Here is a 19,760-nt window from a genome sequence, read left to right as displayed (position 1 = left end):
CGGCAGCAAGGGAGAGCAGAAGGATGAGTCAGTACGGCAGCGGCCTGCTTCTGGTGATGATGGAACCGGAGCCGGCCTTCGAGGAGAAGCTGAACCGCTGGTACACCGAGGAGCACTTCGCCGAGCGGCTGAGCGTGCCGGGCTTCCTGGGCGGGCGCCGTTTCGTCGCGGTGACCGGCCAGCCCAAGTACCTGGCCCTGTACGACCTCGCCAGCCCCGAGGTACTCCAGAGCGAGCCCTACCTGGCGCTCTCCGAGCCACCCTCGCCGTGGACCGCCGAGGTGCGCAAGCACGTCGCGATCACCCGCAACGTCTACCGCGACATCACCCCGCACCTGCCCCCCGGGTTCGTCCCGCGGCGCCGACCGGCGGGCGAGCTGTGACGGCCCGCACCCCGTACGTGCGGGTCCCGGCCCCGAACGGGTCGTCGGGCACCACCCGCCACCGCATCGCGGTCATCCCGGGCGACGGCATCGGCGGGGAGGTGGTGGCGGCGGCCGTCACCGTACTCGACGCGGCCGGTGCCGACGCCGGGGTCGAGTTCGAGTGGACCGAGTTCGACTGGAACTGCGCCCGCTACGCGCGCACCGGTGCGATGATGCCGGCCGACGGGCTGGACCGGCTGGCCGGGTTCGACGCCATCTTCCTCGGCGCCGTGGGCTGGCCCACCGTGCCGGACCACGTCTCGCTCTGGGGCCTGCTCATCCCGATCCGGCGGCACTTCCGGCAGTACGTCAACCTGCGTCCCGTCCAGCTCCTGCCCGGGATCGTCTCGCCGCTGGCCGGCGTGGGCCCCGCCGACGTCGACTTCGTCATCGTCCGGGAGAACAACGAGGGCGAGTATTCCCAGGTCGGCGGGAGGCTGCACGGTGGCACCGACGAGGAACTGGCGGTGCAGGAGTCGATCTTCACCGCCCGTGGCGTGGACCGGGTGCTGCGCTACGCCTTCGAGTTGGCCCGGGAGCACGGGTCGCGGCACGTGACCTCCGCGACCAAGTCGAACGGGATCGTGCACACGATGCCGTTCTGGGACGAGCGGTTCGCCCGGATGGCCGAACGCTACCCGGACGTACGCACCGACGAGTACCACATCGACGCGCTCTCGGCGTACCTGGTGCAGCGGCCCGCGTACTTCGACGTCATCGTCGGGAGCAACCTCTTCGGCGACATCCTCTCCGACCTCGGCGCGGCGGTCGCCGGCAGCATCGGCATCGCCCCGGCGGCGAACATCAACCCCGAGCGGGAGTACCCGTCGATGTTCGAGCCGGTGCACGGCTCGGCGCCGGACATCGCGGGCCAGGGCGTCGCCAACCCGATCGGCCAGATCTGGACCGGGGCGATGATGCTCGACCACCTCGGGCACCCCGACCCGGCGGCGGCGGTGCGCGCCGCGCTCGGCCGGGTGCTGACCGACCCCGACCCGGCGACGCGTACCCCCGACCTCGGCGGCGTGGCCACCACCAGCGAGGTGACCCAGGCGGTGGTGGCCGCTCTCGCCACGCCCGCCGCCGCACCGACGGCGCTGGCCGGTCCGCCGCCGCCGGCCGGCGCGACCGGCCCGGACCGGGGGGATTGACGTGCTGCGTTACGTGCTCAAGCGGCTGGTCTTCTCGCTGTTCGTGCTGTTCGGTGTGCTGGTCGCGGTCTTCGGCATCTCCAGCGCCATCGGCAACCCGGCCCGGCTGATGCTGCCGGTGGAGGCGTCGGAGGCCGACGTCGCCGCGCTCAGCGCCCGGCTGGGGCTCGACGACCCGATCCACGTCCGCTTCGCCCGCACCGCCGCGGACTGGCTGCGCGGGGACTTCGGCGACTCGCTGTGGCAGTCCGCCCCGGCGCTGGAGATCAGTCTCCAGCGGGTGCCCGCCACCCTGCTGCTCACCGCCGTGACGCTGGCCGTGGCGCTGCCGCTGGCCGTCGCGCTCGGGGTGTTCTCCGCCCGCCGGCCCGGCTCCACGCTCGACCGGGGGATCACCACCGTGTCGCTGGCCGGGGTCTCCATCGCCGACTTCTGGCTCGGCCTGATGCTGATCCTGGGCTTCGCGATCCACCTGCGCTGGTTTCCCACCTCCGGCTACGGCGGCGCCGCCTACCTGGTGCTGCCGGCGTTGACGCTGATGATGCGTCCGATGGGCCGGGTGGCCCAGGTCGCCCGCTCGGCGCTCATCGACGAGATGGGCAAGCAGTACCCGGTGACCGCGCGGGCCAAGGGCCTTCCGGAGACCGCGATCGTCTACCGGCACGGCCTGCGCAACTCCGCGATCGCGGTCGTCACGGTGGCCGGCGCGGAAGCCGTGTCGCTGCTCAACGGCGCGGTCGTGGTGGAGACCGTCTTCGGCTGGCCCGGCATCGGCAGCCTGTTCATCGGCGCGATCCAGCAGCGGGACCTGCCGCTGATCCAGTCCACGGTGGTGGTCGTGGCGGTGCTCGTCATCGTGGTCAACCTGCTGGTCGACCTCTCGTACGCCGCCATCGACCCCCGGGTGCGCCGCCAGTGAGGAGACCGTCATGAGAATCGTGGAGGTCCGCGAGGCGACCGTGCCGATCCGGTCCGGCATCGCCAACGCCTACATCTCGTTCGCCGCGATGACCGCCTCGGTCGTCGCCGTCGTCTGCGACGTCGAGCGCGACGGGGCGCCGCTGGTCGGCTACGGCTTCAACTCCAACGGCCGGTACGGCGTCGGCGGACTGCTGCGGGAACGTTTCGTCCCGCGCCTGCTCGGCGCCGAGCCCGGCGAGTTGCTCGACGACGCGGGGCGGCTCGACCCGGTGCGCGCCTGGCCGGTGCTGATGCGCGACGAGAAGCCCGGCGGGCACGGCGAGCGGGCGGTCGCGGTCGGCGTGCTGGACATGGCGCTGTGGGACCTCGCGGCGAAGCTCGCGGACCGCCCGCTCTGGTCGCTGCTGGCCGACCGGTTCCGCGACGGTACGGCGGACGAGTCGGTCTTCGTCTACGCGGCCGGCGGCTACTACCAGCCCGGGGCCGGGCTGGGCGGGCTGCGCGACGAGATGCGCCGCTATCTGGACCTCGGCTACTCCATGGTGAAGATGAAGATCGGCGGGGCGAGCCTGACCGAGGACCTGCGCCGGATCGAGGCGGTGCTGGCGGTGGTCGGCTCCGGCGACCGGCTCGCCGTCGACGCCAACGGCCGGTTCGACCTGGAGACCGCGCTCGCCTACGGCGACGCTCTGGCCCCGTACGGGCTGGCCTGGTACGAGGAGGCCGGCGACCCGCTGGACTATGAACTCAACGCCCGGCTGGCCGAGCGCTATCCGGGGGCGCTGGCGACCGGCGAGAACCTCTTCTCCCTGGCCGACGCGCGCAACCTGCTGCGGTACGGCGGGCTGCGGCCGGCCACCGACGTGTTGCAGTTCGACTGCGCGCTCAGCTACGGGCTGGTCGAGTACCGGCGGATCCTGGCCGAGGCGGGCGAGCGGGGCTGGTCGCGGCGGCGGTTCCTGCCGCACGGCGGGCACCAGATGTCGCTGAACATCGCGGCCGGGCTCGGCCTGGGCGGCAACGAGAGCTACCCGGACCTGTTCCCGCCCTTCAACGGCTTCGCCGATGGCATCGAGGTGGTCGACGGGTACGTCCGGCTGCCCGACGCCCCGGGGATCGGCCTGGAGACAAAGGCCGACCTGCACGCCCTGCTGCGCGAACGGCTGCGTTGAGCCCGCGCCGCACGCCTCGCCCGACCGGCCGCCGGCCGGACCGGCGCACCCGTCGACAGGAGGAGACACCCGTGCCGCGGATCACCCACCCGGACCTGACCCGCTTCGCCGCCGCGCTGCTGCGCGCGGCCGGCCTCGCCGAGCAGGACGCGCGGGCCACCGCCGAGGGCCTGGCCGACGCCACCGCCCGTGGTGTGACCAGCCACGGCATCACGCGACTGCCGCAGTACGTCCGCAGCATCTCCGCCGGGGAGATCAACCGCACCCCCGACGTCCGGCTGATCGGCGGGCGGGGGGCGACCGCGCTGGTGGACGCCGACGGCGGATACGGGTTCCGACCGTCGGTCCTGGCGGTCGAGGAGGCGGTCCGGCTCGCCACCCGGTACGGCGTCGGTGTCGTCGGGGTACGCGCCAGTCACCACTTCGGCGCCGCCGCGCTCTACACCGAGCGGATCGCCCGGTCCGGCATGATCGGGATCGGCACGTCGACGGCGAAGGCCCGGATCGCGCCGCCCGGCGGCACCCGGGCCGTGCTCGGCAACAACCCGCTCTCCCTGGCGGTGCCCCGGCCGGCCCCCGATCCACCGATCGCGCTCGACATCGCGCTCGGCCAGGTCGCCATCGGCCGGCTCCGGCTGGCCGCCGAGGCGGGCGAGCCGGTCCCGGCCGGCTGGGGATTCGACCGGCACGGGCGGCCCAGCACGGACCCCCGGGAGATCATCGACGGTGGCCTGCTCGCACCGGTCGGCGGGCACAAGGGGTATGGCCTCGCGCTGGTGCTGGAGATCCTGGCCGGTGCGCTGACCGGGTCGCCGTTCGGGCTGGCCGCCGACCCGCACCGGCACCTCGCGGGCGGGGTGGGCCACCTGTTCCTCGCCCTCGACGTCTCCGCCCTGGGCGGTCCGGACGGCTTCGACGCCCACGTGTCGGACCTGGTCGCGCAGGTCCGGGCGGTCCCGCCCGGCGAGGGCCAGCCGCCGCCCCGGCTGCCTGGCGAGGGTTCGGCCGCCCGCGCCGCCGCGAGCCTGACCGAGGGGGTCGCGGTCAGGCCACGGCTGGCGGAGGACCTTGACGAACTGGCCGGGCGGCTGGCTGTCGCCGGGCCCCCGTGGATCCGGGAGTAGGCGTGCTGGATGCTGCTGCGCATTCTCCTCATCACCTTCCTGGAGCAGGTGAGCACGACCGCGCTGCGGCCGATGGTGTCGTACCGGGCGCTGGAGTTCGGTGCGGACCCGCTGGGCCTGGGGCTGGTGGCCGCCGCGTTCGGCCTGCTGTCGATGGTCGCCAGCCTGCTGGGTGGCTCCTGGGTGGACCGCTGGGCGGAACGGCGGGTCAGCGTCGCCGGTGCCCTGGTCATGGCGGCCGGCTGCGGCATGGTCCTGGCCGCCGACTCGGTGGTGCTGCTCGCGCTGAGCCAGGCGGCGGTCGGGCTCGGCCAGTCGATGGTGATCATCGCCAGCCAGTCGCTGCTGGCCCGCCGCAACCGGGGCGCCGACGGCGGGTACGGCGTCTACGCGGCGGTGGCCTCGGCCGGTCAGTTCATCGGGCCGTTGGCGGCGACGGTGCTGGCCACCCGCCTGGCGCCCGGCCTGGGTCTCGCCGGTGCGGGCAGCGGGCCGACCACCGGCAGTCAGCTCGTCTTCGCCGGATCGGTGCTCGCCGCGCTGCTGGTCGGCGTGGTGTCGGCGACGATGCCGGCGCCGGCACCCGCCGCGCCCGGTGCCCGTCCGGGACACCCGCCCCGCCGGGCCGTCTTCGCCTCGGTGCTGCGGCTGCCGCTGATGCGGCACGCCATCGTGTGCAGCGCACTGCTGAACTCCAGCGCGGACATCCTGATCACCTATCTGCCGGCCTACGGCAACGCGCGCGGCTGGTCGGTCCAGTTCGTCGGGATGCTGCTCTCGGCGCGGGCGCTGGGCTCCTTCGCCGCCCGGATCTTCACCGGGCCGCTGCTGGTCCGGCTCGGACGACAGCGGGTGCTGCTGCTGAGCCTCGGCCTGCCGGCGGCGGCGCTGCTGGTGTTCGTCCTCGTCCCGACCGGTGCCGTACCGGCGGTGACCCTGATGGCCGTGATCGGCTTCTGGCTCGGCCTCGGCGTGCCGGTGACGATGCACTGGATCGCCCAGATCGCCCCGGGCGGGCTGCTCGCCAACGCGATCGGGCTGCGGCTCGCCGGCAACCGGTTCACCCAGTTCTTCCTCCCGGCCGCGGCCGGGGCCCTGGCCGGGGTGGCCGGGCTGGCCGCCATCTTCGTGGCGATGGCGGGACTGCTCACCACGAGTTCCGTCGCCCTCGCCGTGGCCCGGCAGCGCGACAGCGGCTGACCGCATCCGATCCCTCCGAAGGAGAGCGCTCGTGACCCTCGTACTCCTGCACCCGGTCGGCCTCGACGCCCACTGCTGGCAGTTCATGGACCTGCCGGAGCCGACCGCGCTGGACCTGCTCGGCCACGGCGGCCGGACCGACCGGCCGGGCACCAGCCTCGCCGAGATGGCCGACGACGTCGCGGCGCGGGTGGCCGGCCCGATCGACGCGGTCGGGCTCTCCATGGGCGGTGCCGTCGGGATGCACCTGGCGCTGCGCCACCCGGACCGGGTCCGCTCGCTGGTGCTGGCCTGCACCTCCGCCGCCACCCGCGCGGAGGTGATGGCGGAGCGCGCGGCGGCGGTGCTGGCCGACGGCATGGTCGGGGTGACCGAGTCCATCCTCGCCCGCTGGTTCACCCCGGCGGCCGTGGCGGCGCCGGACCACCCCGGCGTCGGGTACGCCCGGCGCCGCCTGCTGGCCGACCGCGCGGAGGACTTCGCCGCCGGCTGGCGGGCTCTCGGTGGTCACGACGTGCGGGCCGAGCTGCCGTCGATCGGCTGCCCGGTCACCGTCGTGGCCGGCACCGAGGACCAGTCGTCGTCCCTGGACGGCCTGCGCGGCATCGCCGAGCGGCTGCCGGTGTCCCGGTTCGTCGCGCTGCGCGGTCCGCACATGCTGCAACTGGAGGAGCCGGCGGCCCTCTCCGCACTGGTCCGGGAGCACCTGACCTGGACCGACGCGACCAGGGCGGCCGGCTGATGCGACTGGTCTCCTACTACGACCGTGGGGTGCGCGTCGGTGCCCTCGATCCGGCCGGCATCTGGGACCTCCGGGCCGTGCTGGCGCTGCATCTCGCCCGCGTCGCCGGTGAGCCGGCGGCGGCCCACCGGGCGCGGCAGGCGGTACCGGCCGACATGGCCGAGTTCATCCACCGGCAGCACGGCCGGATGGGGCGGTTCCGGGAGCTGGTCGCCGCCTGCGCGGACGACCCCGGGGCCCGGGACCGGTACGTGGCGCAGGGCATGCTCCGGTCGCCCGGGGCGGTGATCGCGCTACCGCCGGTGCTCCGGCCGACGAAAATCCTCTGCGCGGCGCGGTCCTACCGGGACACCCCGGCCGGGTCAACGCCGGCCGGGGGAGCGACGGTCACCGCCGCCGCCCCTCCCCGCGAGGTGCGGATGGGCTTTCTCAAGGCGCCCTCCGCGCTGGTGGCCCACGGCGCGGACGTGACCGGCCCGGCCGACTCCCGGCGGTGGGACTTCGAGGCCGAACTCGCGGTGGTGATCGGTACCGAGTGCGCCGGGCTCCGCGACGCGGCCGAGGCCCGCCGGGCGATCTTCGGCTACACCGTCCTGAACGACGTCTGCCTGCGGGACGTGCCGCCGGAGCGGGGCACGCTCAGCTCGCCGGCCGGGAAGTCCCGCGACACCCACGCGCCGCTCGGCCCGGCTGTCCTGCTCGCCGACACACCCGGCCTCGACCCGGACGACCTCACCGTCCGGAGCTGGCGCAACGGTCGGCTGCGGCAGGACGCCAACACCGCCGAGCTGCTCGCGCCCGTGGCAGAGATCGTCGCCACCGCCTCGCGGCTGATGCGGCTGCTGCCGGGCGACATCGTCTCGACCGGCTCGCCAGCCGGCACCTCGCTGGAGACCGGCGAGTACCTCGAACCCGGAGACGTCATGCGCGTCGAGGTGGCGCGGGTCGGCGTCCTCGAGAACCGAATCATCGCAGCACCGACCAGGAAGGACCCGAGATGACCGCACCACAGCCGCTGCCCACCCGCGAGGAGATCGTCGAGTACGTCCGCGCCAACCGAAACTGGGGCCGGTGGGGCGAGGACGACGAGCTGGGCGCGCTCAACCTGATCACCGACGCCAAGCGCGTGGCGGCGACCCGGCTGGTCCGGACCGGCCGCTCGCTGTCGCTGGCCCGGCCCTATCCGCGCCACCCCGCGCCGAACAACCCCACTCCGGCGGTGATGTACATGGAGCGCTTCGACCGCGCGCCCGACGCGGGCGGCTCCAAAGATTACCAGGCGATCAACTACCACGGCTGCACCGCCACCCACATCGACGCGCTCTGCCACACCTGGGACGTGGACGGCATGTGGAACGGCCGCGACCCGGACCAGGAGATCACCATCGACTCCGCGCGGTGGGGCTCGATCGACAGGTGGAAGGACGGCATCCTGACCCGGGGCGTGCTGCTCGACATCCCCCGGTTCCGGGGCGGGCGGTACGTCACCCAGGACACCCCGGTGCACGGCTGGGAACTGGAGGCGGTGGCGCGGTCGCAGGGCGTGACGATCGAGCCGGGAGACGCGATCGCGGTCTACTGCGGGCGGGAGGCGTCGGACCGTGAGGGTCCGTTGTGGACGGCGGATCCGAACAACCGGCCCGGTCTCGACGCGACCTGCCTGAAGTTCTTCCGGGAGGCGGACTGCTCCACGGTGCTGTGGGACATGTGGGACATCCGGCCCACGCCCTACAACCTGCCGTTCCCGGTGCACGCGGTGATCTTCGCCTTCGGGGTGGCGGTGGTCGACGCGGCCCTGCTGGAACCCCTCGCCGCGGTCTGCCAGGGGGAGGGGCGCTACGACTTCATGCTGACGGTCAACCCGATCAACGTGGTCGGTGGCACCGGTTGCCTGGTCAACCCCGTAGCGACGTTCTGAGGTGCGGCCGTGACGTTCGTCCTCGTCCACCCGATCGGAATGGACCCCGGGTGCTGGCGCTTCTGCGACCTGCCCGGGGCGGTGCCGGTGGTGCTGGCCGGGCACGGCGACCGGGGGTATCCCGGTCGCCCGCTCAGCCTCGACGACCTCGCCGACGACCTGGTCGGGCAACTCCCGCCCGGCCGGGTCGACCTGGTCGGCCTGGCCTTCGGCGGATGCGTGGCGCAGCACGTCGCGCTGCGCCACCCCGACCGGCTGCGCTCGCTGGTGCTGGCGCACACCACCGGCTCCACCGTGCCCGAGGTGATGCGCGGCCGGGCCGCCGCCGCCCGCGAACGCGGCCTGGCCCAGGTGCTGCCGGAGACCTTCGCCCGGTGGTTCACCCCGCAGGCGCTGGCCCGGCCCGACCACCCGGGCGTCGGCTACGCCCGGACGCGCTTCCTCGCCAACGACGTGCGCAGCTACGCCGACTGCTGGGACGCGATGGCCGGGCACGACGTGCTGCCCCGCCTCGGTGAGCTGGCCGTGCCGGTGACCCTGCTCGCCGGTACCCGCGACCTGTCCGCCACCGTCGAGAAGGTACGCGCCATCCACCAGCGGGTCCCGACGGCCCGGTTCGAACTGCTCGACGGCCCCCACATGATCCACCTCGAAGCGCCGGCGGTCTTCTCCGCCGCGGTCCACCGCCACCTGGCCGCCGTCGCCGCGGCGTCGTGAGCCGGCGGCGGCACCACGATCGTACGAAGGAAGGAGCTTTTCGATGAGCGTACGTCTGCGGACGGCGATCCTGGGTGTCGGGCACTGGCATGCCAAGTTCGTCTTCGAGACCCTGCGGCGGCACAGCCACGTGGTGGCGGTCAGCGAGCCGGACCCGGCGTTGCTGGCGACGGCGGCCGGCGCGCTGGACTGCCGGGCCTACGCCGACCCGGTCGACCTGCTCGACCGCGAGCAGGTCGACGCCGTGTTCGTCTACGGCCGGCACTGCGACATGGCGGCGCTCGCGGACGAGGTGATCGGGCGGGCGATCCCCTTCGTGCTGGAGAAGCCCGGCGGGATGAACGCCGACCAGGTCGCCGGCCTGCGCGACCGGGCGCGTGCCGCCGGCCTGTTCGCCGCAGTGCCGTTCACCCACCGGTTGACCCCGTGGGTGCGCGAGATCGTCAACGCCGGTCCGCCCGGGGTGCGGCATGCCCAGTTCCGGCTGCTCTCCGGCCCCGCCTCCCGCTACCGCGCGCACGGCGTGCCCTGGGCGGTCAACCGGGCCGAGGCCGGCGGCGGCTGCACCATCAACCTCTCGGTGCTCTTCGTCGACCTGTTCCGGCACCTGACCGGGCAGCGGGCGCGGCTCGACTCGGCCCGGATGCTGACGCTCACCCCCGGCATCGACGTGGAGGACTACTCGACGCTCGTGGTGTCCTCCGCCGACGGGGCGTCCGTCGCCACGATCGAGACCGGCTACACGTTTCCGACGGGCAGCGGGTCGGACCTGAGCGCGTCGGTCCGCACCGCCGAGGCGTACCACTTGGTCAGTGGGGACTTCCGGACGGTGACCAGGGCGACCGGCGAGCCCGACTCCGCCGCGATGGCGACGCACCACCGGAACTACTACGGGCAGTTCGCCCACGACACGCTCCGGGCGATCGGCTCCGGCGGGCCGCCGCTGGCCTCGCTGGACGACCTCCACGAGGCGATGGTCGTCGTGGACGCCGCGTACGGCGCGGCCCAACCACCCGCGATCGTGGACCGACGTTAGCTACCGGGCTATCGATCCACTCGAAGTGGCGAGCCAGTTCCTGGCGGGTTGCCCAGGGCTGGTGGTCGAGCAGCGTGCTGCTGGTCCCGTCTGTGAGCGTGACGGCCCGCTACGCGCGACGGGCGAGCACGAACCCGGTTGTTGCCGCGGCGAGGACGAAGGCGGCGAGTACGGCCAGCGTCTGGCTCAGGGTCGGCGGTGATGTCGATCCAGTCGTACGAGCCGCGGACATGGCGAAGGTGCTGCAGGTGTGTCGGGGCAAAGGCTTCGTCAGCCTGCGCGACGAGGCGCTGGTCCGGTTGTACGCACTCTCGGACGGGGCCGCGAACGGGCCGACACCTGTCGGGGTGTAGGCAGACGGGATGCCGGGTACCTCGCGCCCGACCCCTTACCCCTGCCCAGGAGGACCCCATGACCGTCGTACTCGCCGTGGTCTGCAGCGACGGGGTGGTGATCGGTGCGGACTCCCAGATCACCGAGAGCGACCGCGGTCTGAGCTTCCCCGCCCAGAAGCTGCACCCGCTGGGCTCCTGCGCGGCCTGGGGCGGCAGCGGCGCGCGGGGCGTACTCAACGATTTGCGACCCCTGCTTCAGGACTCGGCCACCGCCATCCTCGAAGCACCCGACATCGGCGGCGAGTTGCAGGAGCGCGTCCTGCCCGTCTTCAGGAAGCACTACGAGAACTACATCCCGGACGTGCCCGGCGAGGACGGCGGTGGCGGGGTGTCGGCGTACCTGCTCGCGGTCGGTTACAGCCAGGGCGGCCCGTGGATCGTGGAGATCAATCCTAACGGGCTCATCGGCCGCTACGAGGACGTGGGCTTCCACGCCATCGGCTCCGGCGCGCCCATGGCCCAGCAGGCCGGCGCGCTGCTGTCCCACTTCCGGATGACCACGCGCGCTGTCGAGTACGGCGTGGTGGGCGTGGTACGGGTGCTGGAGGCGCTGGAACGGACCTCGCCGTCGGTCGGCGGGCCGTTCAGCGTCGTGTGTATCCGCGAGGAGGGCGCCCACCACCTCGACGAGAAGGAGATCGCCAAGGCGCTGAAGGACTGCGAGCGCTGGCGCGACCTCGAACAGGAAGCGCTCGACCGGCTGTTCGACTGACACCGGCGGGTCCTCGGCCTGGAGCGTCCTGGTCACCTCCGCCGGTTCGAGGGTGACGCGACGGCCACCGACGGCATCCCGGGTCAGCGCAGCCAGCGGCTGACGGCCAGGGTACCCAGCAGCCGCAGTGCCTCGGCGCTCCGGCTGTGCGGCTCCGCGCGGTACACGATCAACTGTTGGCCGGGCGCGTCCCGTACGTCGAACGCGTGGTACGACAGCGTCAGCTCGCCCACGGCGCCGTGCCGGAACGCCTTCGCCTCGTGCGTCTTGCCCTGCACGTCGTGCCGCCCCCACAGCCTGCGGAACTCCGGGCTCTCCGTACCCATCTCCTCGACCAGTTCCCGCGCCCGCAGGTCGTGTGGATCGTGGCCGAGGGCCAGGCGCAGGTTCGCCACGCACGCCTCGGCGACGCGACGCCAGTCGGCGAAGAACGTCGTGCCGGCCGGGTCGAGGAAGGTCATCCGGACGAGGTTGTCCGCCTCGGCGAAGTCCGCGTAGAACGCGTCGGCCAGCGCGTTGCCGGCCAGCAGGTCTAGTCGCCGGTCGATGACCATGGCAGGGGTGTCCGGCCAGGCGTCGAGCAGTTCGCGCAGACGCTGCCCGACCTGGGGTCGGGCGGGGGTCGGCGCGCTGCCGGGTGAGAGTCCGGCCAGCCGGAGAAGATGGTCGTGGGCGTCCGGCCCGAGGTCGAGCGCTCTGGCCACGGCGGCCAGTACGGACGACGACGGGTTGCGCTCGCGGCCCTGTTCGAGCCGGGTGTAGTAGTCGACGCTCACCCCGGCCAGCACCGCGACCTCTTCGCGCCGTAGGCCGGCGACGCGCCGGTTGCCGCTGGAGACGAGGCCGACGTCGCCCGGGTTTAACCGGGCGCGTCGGGCGGTGAGGAACGCCCCGAGCGCGGTCGTCGGCATGCGACCAACGGTAACCGTGCCGGCCCCGGCCAGGCAGGGTGCGGCACACCCTGGTTCGGTCCGGCCTGGCTGCCGACTCCGCCGCTGGTCACGGTGGAAACAAGAACCCAACCCCGGGAGGTACGCCATGAGCAGCCCGATGCTCGATGAGGCGGTACTGGCGGAGATCGCCGGGAACACCGACGACCGGCACCGACCGCTGATGTTCGTCAACGCCGCCATCCACACGCTCGACCCGGTGATCGGTGACTTCGCCGCCGCCGACCTGTTGATCGGTACAGACGAGATCGTCGCGGTCGGCACCGGCCTGCACACGGCGGCCGAGGACGACGGCGCGATCATGGTCGACTGCACCGGTCTGGCCATCGTTCCTGCCGTCGTCGACGGTGTCGCCGTCGCCGGTCTGCGCGTTCGTCCGGCCGACCGGGTCGGCGCGCTCACCCCCGGGAACCCGGCGACCTTCGCGCTGGTCGCCGGCCCGACCTCCGGCAGGTCCGGGCTGGAGATGATCGTCTGGCGTCCGGAGCAGGCCGCCGCGATCGTCGTTGACGGCGAGATCGCCCTGGTCAACGGTCGCCGGATCACGCCCGCCCCGGTCGAGCCGGAGCCGGGACCGAGGTCGGTCGAGAGTCCCTACCTGGGCATGTGGATCGACGAGACCGGTTTCCTGCACCAGGAACTCACCGCCGACGGTCGGTACGACGAGACGCGGGGCGGACGGCCACACGCGTACCAAGGGGCGTTCTGGATCGACGGCGACCGGATCGTCTACCGCGACGACCTGGGCTTCTGGGCGTACGGCCGGTTCACCGACGGGGTGCTGTACCACGCCGGCTATGTCCTGCGCCGCCGGTGATCACAGACTACGACGGGAGAGCCTGATGATGTTGTTCAGCGGCGGCACGGTCGTCACCATGGACCCGGCGATCGGCGACCTGGAATCCGGTGACGTGCTGGTCCGCGAGGACCGGATCGTCGCGGTCGGTCCGGCGCTGCGGTCACATCCGGAGGCGGCGGGCGCGACCGTGGTCGACACGACCGGCCGGATCGTCAGCCCAGGATTCGTCGACACCCATCGGCATGCCTGGCAGGCGCAGATGCGCCGCAGCATCCCGGACGTGACCGACCTGGGGGCGTACGTGATGTCGACGCTGGCCGGGATCGCGCCCGCCTACACCCCGCACGACATGTACGTCGGCACCCGGCTCGCCGCGCTCACCGCCCTCGACGCCGGCATCACCACGATGCTCGACTTCTCGCACAACTCCCGTACCGCGGCGCACTCGGACGCGGCGATCCAGGCGCTGATCGACACCGGCATCCGGGGCGTACACGCATCGATGGGACCGCACTTCGGTGAGTGGGACCGCCAGTGGCCGGGTGACCTGGTCCGGTTGTGCGGGGCGTACCAGGGGACGAACGGTGGGCTGGTGACCTTGCGCCTGGCGGCGTTGGCCACCGACGAGATCGCCGGGCCGGCCCTGGCCTACGGGCCGGAGCTGGCGGCCGTCGCCCGCGAACTCGACCTCGGTGTCAGCGTGGACGCGGTGTTCGGCGCACCATCGTCGGCGGCGATCCTGCGCTGGGCCGCCGACGGGCTGCTCGGCCCCGACCTGACCCTGATCCACGCCACCGGACTCACCGCGCAGGCGTGGCAGGCGATGGGCGACGCCGGGGTCACCGTGTCGTTGGCACCGACCTCGGAGGCGCAGATCGGCCTGGAGACGGCGGTACCCGCGATCGACGAGGCGCTGGCCGTCGGCATCCGGCCCGGACTCAGCATCGACGTGGAGGTGGCGCTGGCCAGCGACATGTTCACCCAGATGCGTACCCTGCACGCGATCCAGCGAATGCGCGCGGTGAACGCCGCGTACGGCACGGACACCACACCGGACCGAATCACCACCCGCGACGTGCTGGACTTCGCCACGGCGCAGGGCGCCCGGACCAACGGACTCGGTGACGTCACCGGTTCGCTCACCCCCGGCAAGCAGGCGGACCTGCTAGTGGTCGCCGCCGACGACATCAACACGATGCCGCTCAACGACGCGGTCGGCACGCTGGTGCTCGGGGCCGACCCGCGGAACATCGAGACCGTCGTGGTGGCCGGCCAGGTGCGCAAGCGGAACGGGCAGCTCGTCGGCGTGGACATGGACGAACTGCGTCAGCAGGTGACCGCGTCCCGCGACGCGATCCGCAGGGCCGTCGTGCGTCCCACGCGCGCTGACCAGGCACGCGATCAGCGAGTCGGCCGATGAGCGTAGGTCGTGCGGTCGCCGACGGTTTCGGACCACGGGTCACTCTCTGAGGGCGTGGCGGCGTACAGGTTCGACACCGACCGTACGTCCTTGGGCCGGACGCGGCGGGCGGGCGACGTTCGAGGACGGTACAGCCGCAGGGGGTGCGGCCCCGCGATCGATCATGACGACCGACCGATTGACCGGCCGATCCGGCGCAGACCGCGACGCCCGACACTCGTTACGTGAGCCATCCCCGTATGCGCCGCTGACCTGCAGGAAGGCGGCTCCTCCGTCGGTACCGACGGCGAGGTGCGAGGGCCTCACGAGCCGACCCCGCAGGCCGACAGCACGACCGACCGCCCGGAAGGACCCGCATGCCCGCGTCGATGATCGAGAAGCCCGACTTCAGTGGGCTGCGCGCGATGTACATCAACTGCACCCTCAACCGTTCCCCCGGCCGCAGTCACACCCAGGGGGTGATCGACCGGAGTGTGGCGATCATGCAGGCGAACGGGGTCAGCGTGGACCAGATTCGCGCCGTCGACCACCACATCGCCACCGGCGTCCGGCCGGACATGACCGAGCACGGGTGGGACACCGACGAATGGCCCGAGCTGCTGACCCGGGTCCTGGCGGCCGATATCCTGGTCATCGCCGGACCGATCTGGCTCGGCGACAACAGTTCGGTGACCCGCCGGGTGATCGAACGACTCTACGGCTACTCCGGCGTACTCAACGAGCACGGCCAGTACGCCTATTACGGACGTGTCGGTGGTTGCCTGCTCACCGGCAACGAGGACGGCCTCAAGCACTGCGCGATGAGCATCCTCTACAGCCTGCAGCACATCGGGTTCACCGTTCCGCCCCAGGCCGACGCGGGCTGGCTCGGCGCGATCGGCCCCGGCCCCTCCTACCTCGACGAGGGCTCGGGCGGCCCGGACAACGACTTCACCAACCGCAACACCTCGTTCATGACCTACAACCTGCTTCACCTCGCCTCGATGATCCGCGCCTCCGGCGGGTTCCCGGCCTACGGCAACCAGCGCACGGCCTGGGACGCCGGGAGCCGCCCCGACGACGCCAACCCCGAGTACCGCTGATCGGAGAACGCTCACGGGCGGCGGAGCCGCCGCGCTCGCCGGTTGCGGCCGGCGCCGCACCGGACCGCCCAGATGGGAGTACGGATGACAAGCCCGGCAACGACGAGATGGCCGAGCCTACGGGGTCGCGGACTGGACCCCCACCCGCGACACCCTGCACATGTGGACCCAGATCGTGGGCAAGATCCGCATGGCCCACGCTCCGCTGCTCAACCACTGGTGGCAGGTGACCCTGTACGTCAGCCCACGCGGGTTGACGACGTCGGCCATCCCGCACCGCACGGGTGCCTTCGAGATCGAGTTCGACTTCCTCCACCATCAGCTCGATGTACGCAGCAGCAACGGCGGCGCGCGGAGCCTCCCGCTCCGGCCGATGCCGGTCGCCGAGTTCTACGCACGGATCCTGGACATGCTCGGCCAACTCGGGATCGAGGCACCGATCCGGCCGCACCCCAACGAGGTCGACCCGGCGATCCCCTTCGCCGAGGACCACGACCACGCCTCCTACGACGGCGAGGCCGCCGCCCTGTTCTGGCGACAGCTGCTACAGGCGAACCGGGTGATCGGCGAGTTCCGGTCGCACTTCGTGGGCAAGGTCAGTCCGGTGCACTTCTTCTGGGGCGGGATGGATCTCGCCTGCACCCGCTTCTCCGGCCGGTCGGCCCCGCCGCACCCCGGCGGGGTGCCCAACTGCGGGGACTGGGTCATGGTCGAGGGCTACTCCCGAGAGCTCTCTAGCTGCGGGTTCTGGCCCGGCGGCGGAGAGGAAGGCGCCTTCTACTCCTACGCCTACCCCGAACCCGATGGGTTCGCCGAGCAGCAGATCGGCCCCGAAGGCGCGTACTTCAGTACCGAGTTCAAGCAGTTCCTGCTGCCCTACGAGGCCGCCCGCGCCGCACCGGACCCCGACCGCGCGGTCGCCGAGTTCCTCCGTACCACCTACGAGGCCGCCGCAGACCGCGGACACTGGGACCGCTCCGCGCTCGAAGACGACCCGTTCCGATGGCGCCGGGACGACCCTGCTCCGGCGGGAAACATCGGCTCCTGACCGAACCGAATCGGTCGGCCACCCACGGTCGGACCGGTCACCGTCCGTGGGTGGCCGAGCTGAGCCGCAGGTCACCGTCGAAGTCGATCCTGGCCAGCTCGGCCCGGGAGGTGATGCCCAGCTTGGGGTAGACGTTGGCCAGGTGGTGGCCGACCGTGCGAGGGCTGATCAACAGCTGCGCCGCGGTCTCCCGGTTGGTCAGACGGTCTGCGGCCAACTGCGCAACCCGGAGCTCCTGCGCGGTCAGCCCGGCCGCGATCGGGGGACCGATCACGCGGGAGGCGGCCCGCCGGTCGGTCAGGGCCTGCTCGCGCAGCGCCCGCGCCCGCAGTGGCTCCGCGCCCAGACGGTCGAAGACCTCGGCTGCTGCGGCGAGCTGGAACCGGGCGTCGGCCCGTCGGCGCGCCCGCCGCAGCCACTCCCCGTACAGCAGTCGAGTGCGCGCGTACTCGAACGGATGTCCCCCCGCCCCCGTCACGTCCAGGGCGGCTCGGAACGAGTCCTCGGCCGCCGATCCACCCTCAAGGAGGGCCCGGAGACGGTGGCCGGCGGTACGGGCCCAGGTCGCGCCCGTACGCTGCGCCCACTCCTGCACCATCGCGACCTGAACCGCGACGACGTCGCCGCTGCCGACCTGCACCGCCGCTTCGACGGTGTCCACGGCGGCGAGCAACGCGATGGTGCGGTGCGCGGCCTCGTGACCGGGCTCGGAGAGACACAGCAGGTCGCGCAGCGCCTCCTGCGGACGGCCGTCGAACAAGGCTGCCCGTCCACGATGCCAGTACGCCGACGCGCTGAGCGCTCGCACTCCGCGCGGTACCGAGACCTGCAGGATCCGGCTGGCGTGGTCGCCGACGGTACGGTGATCGCCGCGGACGGCAGCCAACGCGCCGAGGGAGCTGCGGTTCTGCGTGGCGAGGTGATCCGCCCCCACCTCCTCGGCCAGCCGCAGGCCCTCGGCCGCCGTGGTCTCGGCGGCACCCCACCGGCCCGCGGCCGTGTCGAGGACCGCGATCTGGCCCAGCACCAGCGCCAGCGCGGTGAGCTCGTGCCGACGCCGCAGCTCTGCGGCCTGCACCCGCAGCACGTCGAGCAGGCCACCGTCGATACCCCAGGCATGGACCAACGGCACGGGCGGAAGTAACTCCCACGCGGCCCTACCGAGCCGGCCGACCGTGTCGCTCGCGAGGTCCGGGCTGGTCGGGGTGACCTCATCGGTCTCGTCGTAGCAGGACCACCAGTTTCGCAGTACGGGCATCAGCCCCGACACGGCGGCGTCACCATCGGTGTCCACCGCCCGCACCCGCTGTAACGCCTCCTGCTGGAGGTCGGACCGACCGGCCGACCACGCGGCACGTACCGCGACCGTTCCCAGCTCCAGCGCGCGGCGGGTCTCGGGCGCCACGGCCATGTCGCATACCAGGTAGCGGTGGGCACGCTCGGGCATGCCGTGGGCGAATTCGAGGATCCCGCGCAGCCCGCCGCTCAGCCGTGCGACGGAAGGCACTCCGCCCAGGCGCTCAGCGTCATCGAGCAACTGCCGCGCCGCCTCGGCGTGGCCGGCGTGCCAGGCCGCCCGGGCGGCGGCGGCCAGCCGGCGCGCGGCGTCCGCCGGTTCCGGCGACAGCTCGGCGGCTCGACGCAGCGTGCGAGCCGCCGTCGGGCCCGCACTACGTCGCAGGCACTGCTCGGCGGCCTGTTCCAGCAGTGTGGCCACGTCCTCGTCCGGCCCGTCGGCAGCTGCCGCCAGGTGCCAGGCCCGCTCCGCGGTGGCGTCCGGCGGCAGGGCCGCGGCCAGCGCCCGGTGTACAGCCTGCCGTTCCGGGAAGGGGGCGCCGTCATAGACGGCTGCCGGGATCAGGGGGTGCCGGAACTCCAGGCGGGCTCCCGTGGCATGGAGCAGACCGGAGCGCAGGGCCTCGTCCCAGGCGGACGTGTCGACGCCCCAGCCAGCCCCGGCACGCTGCACGACGTGCCGGTCGCCCCGGCCCTCGGCCGCGGCCAGCAGCAGTAACGCCCAGGTCGACGGTTTCAGGGCCTCGGCACGCGCGCAGAACGCCCGCCGCAACCGTGGCCCGACCGGCACCGGTTTCCCGGACGGCGGGAGTATCGCCTCGCCGTCGGTCTCGCGATCGAGGGTGGGCAACTCGTGCAGCGCCAACGGGTTGCCCCCCGCCGCCCGCACCGTGCGATCGACCAGCGCCGCGTCGGCCCCCGGCACGACAGCGGCCACGAGCCGGCGTGCATCGTCGTCGGCCAGTCCTGCGACCTCCAGCGACGGTAACCCCTCCCACGGCCCCGAGGCGGGATCCTCGTGTCTGGTCAGCAGCACCGTGACCGGCTCCGTCGTCACTCGCCGCGCGACGAACCCCAGACAGTGCGCGGTCGCCTCGTCGACCCACTGAGCGTCGTCCACCACGACAAGCACCGGTCGCGCCCGAGCAAGACCGGAGACCAGCGACAGCACGGCCGCGCCGATGAGGAAGCGGTTGGCCGGATCCCGGCTGATCCCCAACGCCCCCCGTAACGCCGCGGCCTGCGGGTCCGCGAGCGTCTCCAGCCGATCCAACACCGGCCACAGCAGCTCGTGCAGCGCCGCGAACGCGAGCCCCGCCTCCATCCGAGTGCCCCGACACCGCAGTACCGTCGCGTCGGACGCCGCCCCGACGGCGTACTCGAGCAGGGCGGTCTTGCCGATGCCCGGCTCGCCCCACAGCACGAGCCCGGAACCCGCGCCAGCAGCCGCCCGATCCAGCAGCCGATCCAGCGCCGCAGTCTCGGCGCGCCGCCCGAACAGTTCCATGTCCCTCCCCGGGGTGTCGTGCCTGGCCACGATGGCACGGCCGGCCAAGGCTATCGCGTGGTCCGCCCATCGCCAGGCGACCGATCAACCGGCCGATCCAGGCCGACCTGGCGATGCGGGCCCGGACCGCGGCGGTACCGGTCGG

The 19,760-nt window shown here is 72.8% G+C and carries 19 protein-coding genes; 16 read left to right on the top strand and 3 right to left on the bottom strand.

The window, feature by feature from the left end:
- Positions 1–23: 23 nt before the first annotated feature.
- The 11 genes from O7615_RS31345 (at position 24) to O7615_RS31295 (ending at position 10,406) form a co-directional block, all read left to right on the top strand.
- Positions 24–383 carry a DUF4286 family protein gene (locus tag O7615_RS31345; RefSeq protein ID WP_278181409.1) on the top strand — a complete coding sequence of 120 codons (360 nt, stop codon included), beginning with the start codon at positions 24–26 and terminating at the stop codon, positions 381–383.
- Positions 380–1,576, top strand: a complete 1,197-nt coding sequence (locus O7615_RS31340) for a tartrate dehydrogenase (protein ID WP_278181408.1) — start codon at positions 380–382, stop codon at positions 1,574–1,576. The genes O7615_RS31345 and O7615_RS31340 overlap by 4 nt, the downstream gene beginning before the upstream one ends.
- A gap of 1 nt (position 1,577) precedes the next feature.
- Positions 1,578–2,495, top strand: a complete 918-nt coding sequence (locus O7615_RS31335; RefSeq protein ID WP_278181407.1) for an ABC transporter permease — start codon at positions 1,578–1,580, stop codon at positions 2,493–2,495.
- Positions 2,496–2,505: 10 nt separating this feature from the next.
- Complete coding sequence (locus tag O7615_RS31330; RefSeq protein WP_278181406.1) at positions 2,506–3,669, top strand: mandelate racemase/muconate lactonizing enzyme family protein; 1,164 nt, start codon at positions 2,506–2,508, stop codon at positions 3,667–3,669.
- A gap of 71 nt (positions 3,670–3,740) precedes the next feature.
- Entirely contained in the window at positions 3,741–4,793 is a 1,053-nt protein-coding gene (locus O7615_RS31325; protein ID WP_278181405.1) for an Ldh family oxidoreductase, read from the top strand.
- 9 nt (positions 4,794–4,802) lie between these two features.
- The gene (locus O7615_RS31320) at positions 4,803–5,993 is read left to right on the top strand and encodes an MFS transporter (RefSeq protein ID WP_278181404.1); all 1,191 of its coding nucleotides are present in this window, start codon (positions 4,803–4,805) and stop codon (positions 5,991–5,993) included.
- A gap of 31 nt (positions 5,994–6,024) precedes the next feature.
- A complete protein-coding gene (locus tag O7615_RS31315; protein ID WP_278181403.1) occupies positions 6,025–6,735 on the top strand; it encodes an alpha/beta fold hydrolase in 711 nt (236 codons plus the stop codon).
- Positions 6,735–7,736, top strand: coding sequence for a fumarylacetoacetate hydrolase family protein (locus tag O7615_RS31310; RefSeq protein WP_278181402.1), 1,002 nt, complete (start codon positions 6,735–6,737; stop codon positions 7,734–7,736). The genes O7615_RS31315 and O7615_RS31310 overlap by 1 nt, the downstream gene beginning before the upstream one ends.
- Positions 7,733–8,653: a cyclase family protein gene (locus O7615_RS31305; RefSeq protein ID WP_278181401.1), complete on the top strand. Its 921-nt coding sequence runs from the start codon at positions 7,733–7,735 to the stop codon at positions 8,651–8,653. Before O7615_RS31310 ends, O7615_RS31305 begins: the two co-directional genes overlap by 4 nt.
- A gap of 9 nt (positions 8,654–8,662) precedes the next feature.
- On the top strand, positions 8,663–9,370 hold the full coding sequence (locus O7615_RS31300; protein ID WP_278181400.1) for an alpha/beta fold hydrolase: 708 nt from the start codon (positions 8,663–8,665) through the stop codon (positions 9,368–9,370).
- 43 nt (positions 9,371–9,413) lie between these two features.
- Positions 9,414–10,406 carry a Gfo/Idh/MocA family oxidoreductase gene (locus O7615_RS31295; RefSeq protein WP_278181399.1) on the top strand — a complete coding sequence of 331 codons (993 nt, stop codon included), beginning with the start codon at positions 9,414–9,416 and terminating at the stop codon, positions 10,404–10,406.
- A 109-nt stretch (positions 10,407–10,515) separates the two neighbouring features.
- Here the strand turns inward: O7615_RS31295 and O7615_RS31290 are convergent, their stop codons facing one another.
- Positions 10,516–10,638, bottom strand: coding sequence for a hypothetical protein (locus tag O7615_RS31290; protein WP_278181398.1), 123 nt, complete (start codon positions 10,636–10,638; stop codon positions 10,516–10,518).
- 179 nt (positions 10,639–10,817) lie between these two features.
- Between O7615_RS31290 and O7615_RS31285 the strand changes: the two genes are divergently transcribed.
- Positions 10,818–11,513, top strand: a complete 696-nt coding sequence (locus O7615_RS31285; protein WP_278181397.1) for a proteasome protein — start codon at positions 10,818–10,820, stop codon at positions 11,511–11,513.
- An 83-nt stretch (positions 11,514–11,596) separates the two neighbouring features.
- Here O7615_RS31285 and O7615_RS31280 read toward each other — a convergent pair whose 3' ends face one another.
- The gene (locus O7615_RS31280; RefSeq protein WP_278181396.1) at positions 11,597–12,424 is read right to left on the bottom strand and encodes a helix-turn-helix transcriptional regulator; all 828 of its coding nucleotides are present in this window, start codon (positions 12,422–12,424) and stop codon (positions 11,597–11,599) included.
- A 127-nt stretch (positions 12,425–12,551) separates the two neighbouring features.
- Here O7615_RS31280 and O7615_RS31275 point away from each other — a divergent pair, with 127 nt between their 5' ends.
- From O7615_RS31275 to O7615_RS31260, 4 genes are all read left to right on the top strand, one after another.
- Positions 12,552–13,280 (top strand): Atu4866 domain-containing protein, encoded by a 729-nt coding sequence (locus tag O7615_RS31275; protein WP_278181395.1) that lies wholly within the window; start codon positions 12,552–12,554, stop codon positions 13,278–13,280.
- 25 nt (positions 13,281–13,305) lie between these two features.
- Complete coding sequence (locus O7615_RS31270) at positions 13,306–14,682, top strand: amidohydrolase family protein (protein WP_278181394.1); 1,377 nt, start codon at positions 13,306–13,308, stop codon at positions 14,680–14,682.
- 356 nt (positions 14,683–15,038) lie between these two features.
- The gene (locus tag O7615_RS31265; RefSeq protein WP_278181393.1) at positions 15,039–15,764 is read left to right on the top strand and encodes a flavodoxin family protein; all 726 of its coding nucleotides are present in this window, start codon (positions 15,039–15,041) and stop codon (positions 15,762–15,764) included.
- Between the two features lie 160 nt (positions 15,765–15,924).
- Complete coding sequence (locus O7615_RS31260; protein ID WP_278181392.1) at positions 15,925–16,812, top strand: DUF5996 family protein; 888 nt, start codon at positions 15,925–15,927, stop codon at positions 16,810–16,812.
- A gap of 37 nt (positions 16,813–16,849) precedes the next feature.
- Here the strand turns inward: O7615_RS31260 and O7615_RS31255 are convergent, their stop codons facing one another.
- A complete protein-coding gene (locus O7615_RS31255; RefSeq protein WP_278181391.1) occupies positions 16,850–19,615 on the bottom strand; it encodes a LuxR family transcriptional regulator in 2,766 nt (921 codons plus the stop codon).
- Positions 19,616–19,760 lie beyond the last annotated feature (145 nt).

It is taken from the genome of Micromonospora sp. WMMD1082 (assembly GCF_029626175.1).
Classification (GTDB): Bacteria; Actinomycetota; Actinomycetes; order Mycobacteriales; family Micromonosporaceae; genus Micromonospora.
The sequence above is the reverse complement of the archived record's forward strand: the minus strand, read 5'-3'. Positions and strand labels throughout refer to the sequence as shown.